We start from the raw sequence: 9,641 nt of genomic DNA on the forward strand, positions 1-9,641 counted from the left end.
GGTGATGGACATCATGCGCCGCGGAAGATTGGCCGGGAGCGCGTCCGGGCAGCTTCTCAGGATCCCGACGGCGCGTAAAGCAGCCGGTTGGCCGTGCCGTCCGGGACCCCCTTGAGCGCGTCCGGCGTCGCCGCCTGAACAAGCGCTTGGTCCACCTGGTCGGGCGCCGCTTCCGGGTGCTGGGCGCGGTACAGCGCCGCCACCCCCGCCGCGAACGCCGCCGCCATCGACGTGCCCGATTCCGGGCCCGCGCCCGTGCCGCCGGCGAGCGGAGTCGGGACCGCCACCCCCGGCGCGTACAGGTCGACGTCCTGGCCGAAGTTCGACTTCGGGTCGGGGTGGTCCTGGGCGTCGGTGGCCCCGACCGTCAGCGCCTCCGGCACCCGGCCCGGGGAGAACCCGCTCGCGTCCGCCGTCTCGCTGCCCGCCGGGACGGCGATCGGGACCACCGCCGCCAGCCGCTTCACCGCCGCGTCGAGCTGGTCGTTCGGCACGCCGCCGATGCCGAGGACGGCGACCGCCGGCTGCTGGGCGTTCTGCGCGACCCAGTCGATGCCCGCGATGATCTGGTCGGTGGCGCCGCCGCCGTCCTTGTCGAGCACCCGCACCGGCACGATCTGCGCGCCCTTCGCGACGCCGTAGTCCTTGCCCGCGGCGATCCCGGCGAGGCGCGTGCCGTGGCCGTTGGTGTCGGACGTGTCGGAGCCGCCGTTCAGGAAGTCCCGCCCGGGCGCGACGCGGCCCTGGAAGTCGGGGTGCTTCGCGTCGACGCCGCTGTCGATCACGTAGATCGTGACACCGGAAGCGTCGCTCCCGTAGTGGTAGGCGTGGTCGAGCCCGGCGCGCTGGTCGATCCGGTCGAGCCCCCAGCTGGGCGGATCCGGCTGCACCCCACCGGCGGCGACGGCCGGCGTCTGTCCGGCGAACACGATGGCCACGGCGGCGAGCAGGATCCTCATGATCGTCGTCGTACCCCGGCGGAGGCGGGGCGACAACTCAGGACTGTCGCCCGTTCGGCTGATTCCGGAGCCGGACACCCCAGACGACGGTGAGCACCAAGAGCCCGGCGAGTCCCACGCCCGCGGTGATTTCGCCGGCGAGGATCACCGAAGTGTTGTCCCGGAGGGTCGAATACGTCGGGCCCAGCACCCCCGCAAGCCCCGCAGTCCCGGCGCCCAGCACGGCACACGCGACCGCCGGCGGGCGCAGAGCCGCCACGGCGACCACCAGCAGGAGGACCAGGAGCGGGCCGAGCGTGAAGTAGGCCGTGGCACGGCCGGCTTCGCTCGAGTCGACCTGGTCCAGATCGTTGAGCTGAGTGATCCAACCCTCCGTGACCACTCCGGCGAGCGCTACCGCCACCCAGGGCTGCCAGCCCCGCACGCGGCCGGCGCCGAACGCGAGACCCGGGCTGCGGCGCAGCGCCGCGAGCGCGAGCAGGGCCGCGACCACCACCGCGGCGTGGGCGATCAGCTCGAAGACGTAGCCCGCGTTCAGTTCGGTGTCCGAGGAGCTCGCACCGAGGGTGATCCCTTCGCCGACGAACCGCAACAGTCCGAAGAGCGCGGCGAAGCCGGTGCCCAGCAGGACGGCCGGACCGATCCGCCGCCTCGTCCGCGGTGCCATGGCAAGGACCCCGCCCAGCAGCGCGCAGCCCGCGACCACGATGGCGTAGAACGGCATGCCGGGCCGGTACTGGCCGAGGGTGTACTCGTCGTAGCGGTAGTTCAGGCCGAGCCCGATCACCGCGAACATCGCCCCGGCGATCGCGATGATCCCGGCGGTGCCGGCGACGGGATCCGCCTGCTCGGCCGGGCTCGCAGGTGGCCGCGCTTCCGCTTCCACTTCCGCAACGACGGGTTCAGGCACGGAGCCGGAATCGACCGCCACCACGGGTTCGGAGGCACGATCCCCTCCGTCGACAGCTGGGTCAGACGCACCCAATGTGGCGTTGGGTGCGTCCAACGCACCCAATGTGGCGTTCGGTGCGTCCAACGCACCCAATGTGGCGTTCGGTGCGTCCAACGCACCCAATGTGGCGTTCGGTGCGTCCAACGCACCCAACGCCACATTGGGGCGCTCCGGCGGCTCGAATTCCGGCCCGGTCTCCGGTGCCGCCTCGGCTACCGGCTCCGGCTCGGGTGCCGGGACCGGCGCCGGGACCGCCTCGATCTCCACCGCCACCACGGCGTCCCCGGTCGGCCCGGTCACCACGACCTTCCCCTGCCGCACGCCCGGCTCCCCGGCCGTCACCGACAGTTCGGCACCCGAAGCCGTCGGCGTGACCGCGATCCACGCGTGTGACGCCTCGAACCGCACCTCCCGCGCCACCGGTGGCCCCGACACCCGCAGCGACGCCGAGGCACGCGCACCGGACACAGCCGACAACCGCACCGACGGCACGTCCACCCGCACCACCGCGAACCCGAGCGCGTCCGAAGCCGCCGCCGCGACGTGCTGGATGTCCGTGGCCGCCATGGACTTCAGCGCCTCGAACGCTCCCATCGCCACCGCGAGGTTGTCGCTCGCCAACCGGCGGCGCAGCTCCGCCACCGCGCCCAGCCGCGTGAACGGGTTCTCCGCTGTGATCGCGCCCGCGAGGTCGGCCGGGATCGGGGACGGCTTGATCCGGCGGCGCCTGCTCTTCGCCAGGTACAGCTCGCCCTGCATCTCGATGTCGCGGCTCGGCGTCTGCTTCGGGTTGCGCTCGCGGACGCGGTCGAACAGGTACTCGTACAGCTCCCCCAGCGCGATCCAGCCGTCCTCGTCGCGGTCCGCCTCCCCCGTGCGCAGCCCCTCCACCAGCGCCGCCGTGAACACCGACGGCTGCGCGGGCTGCCCCTCGGCCAGCCGGGCGCCCTCGAAGGCGTACTCGATCGAGTTCGACGCCGTGATGACCGCGCGGCCGCGGCCGCCGCGGAAACTGTCGAGCACGTTCGCGTCGCCCGACGCGCGTACCGCCACGCCCTGCCCGAACGCCCCGCCGTAGCAGCAGTCCAGCAGCAGGACGACGCTGCGCGAGCGGCTCTGCCGGAGGCACTGCTGCACGAACTGCGCGGGCACCGCCGTGGACCGGAGCCGGTCGGGCCGGGTGTTGCGCGCGGCGAAGTACAGCCCGCCCGAGTCGTCCTTCAGGCCGTGGCAGGAAAAGTGCATCAGGAGGACGTCGTCGGGCCGGCCCTCGGCGCAGAGGTCCTCGATCTCCGCCTGCACGACGTGCGCGGTCTCGTTGCGGACCACCCGCACCTCGAAGTCGCTGATCGCCCGGTCGGACAGCACCTCCACGAGGGCGTCCGCGTCCGCCGCGGGCGAGCCCAGCCGCTGCAGCCCCGCGTTGTCGTACTCGCCGTTGGCGACGATCAGCGCTCGCCTTCGCCCGGCCATACCGGTATGGAAACGCCCCTCGGCCCCGGCACGGCAACGGCCGAACGGGCAGACCTAACCGGCGGCGTCCTGGAAAATCGTTTCCTGCCCTTTCAGGCAGACGACGGCGTCGAAGGCCGCGGCCACGTCGACCGGCACGGAAGTGTGCGCGTGCCGGATGCTCGACGCGGCCGGCCGCGCGACGACGCACGGCGCGTCTTCGGCCAGTGCCGCCTCGACGCTGCCCTCCGCGGGCGCGTCCAGGGCCTGCTCGAATATCCGGAACCCGAGCCGGCCGTCCGGGTCGGGCGCGAGGCCGGTCGTCGTCCCCGAGACGGCGGTCAGCGCGAGCGCGAAGTACTTCTCGCCCAGTTCCGCGGCCAGGTGGGTCCCCGCCGACGGCGCCGTCATCCCGGGCATCGGCGAGAACGGCACCCGCTGGAGGTGTCCGTTGTGGAGCATCAGGACGATCTTCTCGCCCGGGTGCAGCCGGCGCAGCAGCCGCACGGTCGCCGCCATGTACGTGTCCCGCGACGAACTCTGCGGTTCGGGCGCGCGGCCCGCCGTCAACGCGGCCAGCTCCCGCAGGTAGAGGTCGATCCGCAGCGCGCCCTCGGCGTGGTGCGCGGCGACTTCGCCGTAAACGTGCGCCAGTGACTCCACGTGTCCTCTGAGGACGGTCAATGCGGTCGTCGCCGCGTCCCGCGCCTCGGCACTCATCGCCCCGTGGAGACCCGGTGCGACCGCACTGCTGACCGACGCATAAGGCTCACAAGCCGCCAACGCGTTGTCCACAAGGGACACATTGGCCGGGTCCACGCGCAGGACGTGCTCGCGGACCGCCCGCAGGGAAGGCACCGGCGACCCCGCCGAACTCGGCAGGTCCAACCCGGCGAACCGGACACCGCGGCCGCGCAGCCACGTCAGCATCGAGTGCACCTCGGCCGAATCGCCGAGGCCGAAGGTGAAGCCGTCCCGCGCGATGTCGGCGACGTCCCCCGGGCCGCCGGACAGCCAGGTGTCGACCAGGTGCCCTTCGGGAAACCCACCTTCGAAGCCGAGGACGGTGAACCCGCGTTCGGAGACCAGGTGCCGGAGGAGGCGGTCGCGCAGCACCCCGAACTCACGGATGTGATGGTTGTTCTCGCCGATGGCGACGACCTCGGCGTCGCCGATCAGGTCGGCGATCTCGGTGATGGCGACGGTTCCTGGCATACTGGGCACACTAACGCAACAGGAGTAGCAGTTGGCAACCGAGATTTCCGGCACGCGGCGGCCGGGCGGACGCACCGAGCGGACCCGCCTCGCCGCGTTGAACGCCACCCTCGAGCTGCTCGGCGAACGCGGCTACGCCGAGCTGACGGTCGAGGCGGTCGCCGAACGCTCCGGCGTGCACAAGACGACGCTGTACCGCCGGTGGGAGTCCGCCGAAGGCCTGGTCGCGGCCGCCCTGCTGATGGGCACCGAGCAGGAGTGGACGGCCCCGGACACCGGTTCCCTGGAAGGCGACCTGCGCGGGATCAATCTCGAGCTGGTGCACTACTTCACCTCGCCGGGCGAGCGAGAGCTCCCGACGGCGTCGATTTCGGCGGCCTTCCTCTCCTCCCGCGCGGCGGACGCGCTGCAGGAGTTCTACGTCGACCGCCACGCGCGCTCGGCGGTGGTGGTCGACCGGGCCGTCGAACGCGGTGAAGTCCCGCCGGGCACGGACGCGGTCGAAGTCGTACGGGTGGCGTGCGGGCCGATCTTCTACCGCCTGTTCGTCTCACGCGAAGGAGTGACGCCACGGGACGCCGATCTCGCCGCGAAAGCCGCCGCGGCCGCCGCGAAAGCGGGAGTGTTCACCGCAACCGCAGACGGAACCGCGTCTCCTCCAGCGTGACGCGCCCCTCGTCGATCGTCTCGGTCTGGGTGGCGCCGTCGTCCACCCAGCCCTGCCGGACGTAGAAGGCCTTCGCGCGCTCGTTCGTCGACAGCACCCACAGGACGGCGCTGTCCCCGGACATCTCTTCGACGACCCGGTCGTGCAGCGCCCGGCCGAGGCCCCGCCCCCAGTACCCGGGCAGCAGGTACAGCGCGTAGAGCCGAGCGTCTCCGTACGCGGCGAACCCCGCGATGACGCCGTCCTCCTCGGCGACCAGCACCGGGCCCCCGTCGCCGATGCGCCGGGCCCACGACGCGGCGCGCGACTCCGCCGAGAGCCGGGCGAGGAAGTCCGCCGGGATCAACCCCGCGTACGCCGCCTGCCACGACCGCACGTGGACCTCGCCGATCGCGGTCGCGTCGGCCACCGTGGCGGCACGGATGGTCAACTCTTCTCCAGGTACTCCGCACGCTCGACGTCGACGACGTCGGCGACCATCTGCGCCAGGCCGGAGTACTTCTTCAGGTCCGGGTCCTTCTCCACGATCTCCTGCGCGCTCGCCCGCGACGCGGCGATCACGTCCTCGTCCCGCAGCAGCGACAGCAGCTTGAGCCCGGACCGCTTCCCGGACTGCGCGGCGCCGAGGATGTCGCCCTCGCGGCGCAGCTCCAGGTCGAGGCGCGACAGCTCGAAGCCGTCGGTCGTCGACTCGACCGCCGCCAGCCGCTCGCGCGTCGCGGTGCCGTCGAGGGCCTCGGTGACCAGCAGGCAGACGCCCGGGTTGCTCCCCCGGCCGACACGGCCGCGCAGCTGGTGCAGCTGGCTGACGCCGAACCGGTCGGCGTCCATGATCACCATCGCGGTCGCGTTCGGGACGTTGACGCCGACCTCGATCACCGTGGTGGCCACGAGGACGTCGAGCTGCGCCGCGGAGAACGCGCGCATCACGGCGTCCTTCTCGTCGGCCGGCATCCGGCCGTGCAGCACGCCGATCTTCAGCCCCTGCAACGCGCCGTGCTCCAGGTCGGGCGCGACGTCGAGGACCGCGAGCGGCGGCCGCTTGTCGCTCTTGTCCGACGGCGGCTCGTCGCCGATCCGCGGGCACACGACGTAGGCCTGGTGGCCCTTGCCGACCTCTTCGCGGACCCGTTGCCAGATCCGGTCGAACCAGGCCGGCTTTTCGGCGACCGGCACGACCGTGGTGGAGATCGGCGAGCGCCCGACCGGCATCTCGCGCAGCGCGGACACCTCGAGGTCGCCGTACACGGTCATCGCGACCGTGCGCGGGATCGGCGTCGCGGTCATGACGAGGACGTGCGGGCTCGTGTCGCCGGCGCCGCGGGTGCGCAGCGCGTCCCGCTGCTCGACGCCGAACCGGTGCTGCTCGTCGACGACGGCGAGGCCGAGGTCGGCGAACTCGACGTGGTCCTGGATCAGCGCGTGCGTGCCGACGACGATGCCCGCTTCGCCGCTGACGATCTCCAGCAGCGCCTTCTTGCGCTCCTTCGCGCCCATCGACCCGGTTAGCAGCGTGACGCGGGTGGCGTTCTCGGCCGCCCCCAGCTCGCCCGCCTGGCCGAGGTCGCCGAGCATCTCCCGCAGCGAGCGCGCGTGCTGCGCGGCGAGGACCTCGGTCGGCGCCAGCATGGCGGCCTGCCGCCCGTTGTCGACGACCTGCAGCATCGCCCGCAGCGCGACGATCGTCTTGCCCGAGCCGACCTCGCCCTGCAGCAGCCGGTTCATCGGGTGCTCGGAGGCGAGGTCGGTGGCGATCTCCTCGCCGATCCCCCGCTGGCCCGCGGTCAGGTCGAACGGCAGCCGCTTGTCGAAGGCGTCCATCAGACCGCCGCTGACGTGCGGGTTCGCCTTCGCCGGCCGCGAGACGGCCGAGTGGCGCCGCTGCGCGAAGATCAGCTGGACGGCCATGGCCTCGTCCCACTTGAGGCGTTTCTTCGACGCCTCCAGGTGCGCCCAGTTGTCCGGGCGGTGGATGCCGTGCAGCGCGGTGTCGAGGTCGGAGAGGCGGTGCAGCCGCCGCAGCTCCGCCGGCATCGGGTCGTCGTCGACTTCGAGGACGTCGAGCACCTGGCGCACGCACTTCGCGATCGACCACGTCGGCATGCCCTGCGCCGCCGGGTACACCGGGATGATCGCGGCGAGGAAGTCGTCCATCGCCTCGGCCTCGCGGTCGGCCTCGAACAGCTCGTACTCGGGGTTGGTCAGCTGCAGGGTGTCGCGGAAGGCGGACACCTTGCCGGCGAACAGGCCGGTCTTGCCGGGGACGAGGTCCTTCTCGCGCCAGGCCTGGTTGAAGAAGGCGCAGGTGAGCCGGCGCTTCCCGTCGGTGATCACCATGTCGAGGATGGTCCCGTTGCGGGACTTCATCCGCCGCTTGCTCACCTTTTCGACGCGCGCCAGCACGGTGGCGTGCTCGCCGAGCTCGAGGCCCGCGATGTCGGTGAGCTCGCCGCGCTCGGCGTAGCGGCGCGGGTAGTGGCGCAGCAGGTCGCTGACCGTCTCGATGTCCAACGCCGTGGCGAGCGCCTTCGCCGTCTTGGCGCCCAGCAGCAGCGGCAGCTTGTCGCGCAGTCCGGCCATCGGCTATTCGACTCCCATCAGCAGCACGGCCTCCGCCTGGCCACTGGCGTAGCTGGTCAGCTCCACCTCCGGGTGCTCCAGCCGCACCTGCTCGGCGAGCTCCTCGGCGACGCCGGGCGGGGCGGCGACCCCGCTCAGCACCGTCACCAGCTCACCGCCGAGCGCCAGCATCCGGTTCAGCACCTTCATCGCGGCCGCGACCAGGTTCGTCTCCGACGCCGGTGCCGGCTCGATCAGCACCACCTCGTCGTCGACCAGGCCGACCACGTCGCCGGACTGGGCCCGGCCCACCCAGGTTAGCGACTCCTCGCGCGCGATCCGCAGTTCGCCACGCCTGGTCGCGGCGGCCGCCTCGGCCATCGCGACGACGTCGTCGTTCGTGCGGCGCCCGGCGTCGTGCACCGCGAGGGCGGCCAGGACCTGCACCGGCGAGACGCACGGGATGACCACGACGTCCCGGTCGGCGGCCATCGCGTGCCCGGCCGCCGCGTCGACGGCCGCGGTGAGCGCGACGCTGCCCGGCAGCACGGTGACGTGCCGCCCGGCGGCTTCGTTGAGCAGGCTGATCACGTCCTCGACGCTCGGGGTTCCGCCCTCGGGCACGGCCAGCACCGGGATGCTCTCGGCACGCAGCAGCTCGGCCAGCTCGCCGCCGTGCACGACGGCGACGACCGTGCGATCGATCCCGCCGCCCGGCTCGATCGGCGTGGGTGTGAGCAGCGGCTCGACGCGGATCTTGCGCGGGCGGCCGAGCGCGAGCCCGGCCTCGATGGCGGCGCCGATGTCGGCGCAGTGGACGTGCACGGCGTGGCTGCCCGAGCCGTCGCCGGCCACGGTGACGCTGTCGCCGAGGCCGCTCAGCTCCTTGCGCAGGGTCGGCAGGCTCTGCTCGTCGACGCCGTCGAGCAGGTACATGACCTCCCACGCGAAGGCCTGTTCTCCGGCGGTGGGGACTTCCAGGGCGTGCTCCCGCTCGAGCGCGGTGCCGGTGAGCACGCCGACCAGGGCGTCGAGCACGGCGACGAGCCCGCGGGCGCCGGCGTCGACGACCCCGGCCTTGGCCAGCGCGGGCAGCTGCAGAGGCGTCTTCTCGAGGGCGTGCGCGGCTTCCTTCGCGGCCTCCTGGGCGACGTCGGCCAGGGAGCGGGTGTCGTCGCGCACGGCGAGGGCGACGGCGTGCAGGACGGTGAGGATGGTCCCGGCGACCGGGCGGCTGACGGCGCCGGTCGCGACCTCGTCGGCGTGCCCGAGTGCCCTGGCCAGCCACCCGCCGTCCAGGTCGCCTTCGGCGCGGTCGGCCAGCCCGCGCACGACCTGCGAGAGGATCACCCCGGAGTTGCCCTTGGCCGAAGCGACGGCGCCGCGCGCGAGGATCTTCAGCGCTTCGGCGGCGTCCTTCGGTTGCGCGGCTTCGAGTTCCTTCGCCGCGCCGGTCATCGTGAAGAGCATGTTGGAGCCGGTGTCGGAGTCCGCGACGGGGTAGACGTTGATCTCGTCGATGGCCGGGCGCAGGCTCGCCAGGCTGTGCACACAGCCCGTCGCCCAGGCCGACACCATCGCCGTGTCCAGCACCCGCACCCCGTAACCTCCTGACCGGTCCGAGGCAGCGTATCGACCCGGTGCGGAACCTCGCGAAGCCAGTAGTTACTATGGTCGAGTTGCCCAGTGCATCTGGGCTCATCTCTATGACCCAGATCCAAAGGAGTTCGACGTGGCTGCCGTGTGCGACGTCTGTGGCAAGGGACCCGGCTTCGGCAAGTCGGTCTCGCACTCCCACCGCCGTACCAACCGCCGGTGGAACCCGAACATCCAGACC

Annotated in this window: 8 protein-coding genes; 2 read left to right on the top strand and 6 right to left on the bottom strand. The window is 72.4% G+C overall.

All coding sequences use genetic code 11. The annotated features are described in order from the left end of the window. Positions 1-56 precede the first annotated feature (56 nt). From AB0M83_RS32885 to AB0M83_RS32895, 3 genes are read right to left on the bottom strand one after another with little or no spacing between them, the layout of a single operon-like run. Positions 57-959: a S8 family peptidase gene (locus AB0M83_RS32885; RefSeq protein ID WP_364522904.1), complete on the bottom strand. Its 903-nt coding sequence runs from the start codon at positions 957-959 to the stop codon at positions 57-59. A gap of 37 nt (positions 960-996) precedes the next feature. Next, positions 997-3,384: a caspase family protein gene (locus AB0M83_RS32890; protein WP_364522906.1), complete on the bottom strand. Its 2,388-nt coding sequence runs from the start codon at positions 3,382-3,384 to the stop codon at positions 997-999. A 54-nt stretch (positions 3,385-3,438) separates the two neighbouring features. Further along, positions 3,439-4,578 carry an erythromycin esterase family protein gene (locus AB0M83_RS32895; RefSeq protein WP_364522908.1) on the bottom strand — a complete coding sequence of 380 codons (1,140 nt, stop codon included), beginning with the start codon at positions 4,576-4,578 and terminating at the stop codon, positions 3,439-3,441. Positions 4,579-4,609: 31 nt separating this feature from the next. On the opposite strand from AB0M83_RS32895, the gene AB0M83_RS32900 reads away from it, so the two are divergent. Next, a complete protein-coding gene (locus AB0M83_RS32900) occupies positions 4,610-5,245 on the top strand; it encodes a TetR/AcrR family transcriptional regulator (protein ID WP_364522910.1) in 636 nt (211 codons plus the stop codon). Here the strand turns inward: AB0M83_RS32900 and AB0M83_RS32905 are convergent. The 3 genes from AB0M83_RS32905 to AB0M83_RS32915 are packed head-to-tail and all read right to left on the bottom strand — an operon-like array spanning position 5,205 to position 9,403. After that, entirely contained in the window at positions 5,205-5,675 is a 471-nt protein-coding gene (locus AB0M83_RS32905) for a GNAT family N-acetyltransferase (RefSeq protein WP_364522912.1), read from the bottom strand. The two genes, AB0M83_RS32900 and AB0M83_RS32905, sit on opposite strands and share 41 nt — an antisense overlap. Then, on the bottom strand, positions 5,672-7,825 hold the full coding sequence (recG, locus tag AB0M83_RS32910; RefSeq protein ID WP_364522914.1) for an ATP-dependent DNA helicase RecG: 2,154 nt from the start codon (positions 7,823-7,825) through the stop codon (positions 5,672-5,674). Before recG ends, AB0M83_RS32905 begins: the two co-directional genes overlap by 4 nt. Positions 7,826-7,828: 3 nt before the next feature. Continuing rightward, on the bottom strand, positions 7,829-9,403 hold the full coding sequence (locus AB0M83_RS32915) for a DAK2 domain-containing protein (RefSeq protein ID WP_364522915.1): 1,575 nt from the start codon (positions 9,401-9,403) through the stop codon (positions 7,829-7,831). A gap of 133 nt (positions 9,404-9,536) precedes the next feature. Here AB0M83_RS32915 and rpmB point away from each other — a divergent pair. Beyond that, positions 9,537-9,641, top strand: a 105-nt coding sequence (gene rpmB / locus AB0M83_RS32920) for a 50S ribosomal protein L28 (RefSeq protein ID WP_364522920.1), incomplete at its 3' end; no start/stop codon positions are given.

The sequence above is a fragment of the Amycolatopsis sp. NPDC051106 genome, assembly GCF_040682775.1.
Taxonomy (GTDB): Bacteria; Actinomycetota; Actinomycetes; order Mycobacteriales; family Pseudonocardiaceae; genus Amycolatopsis.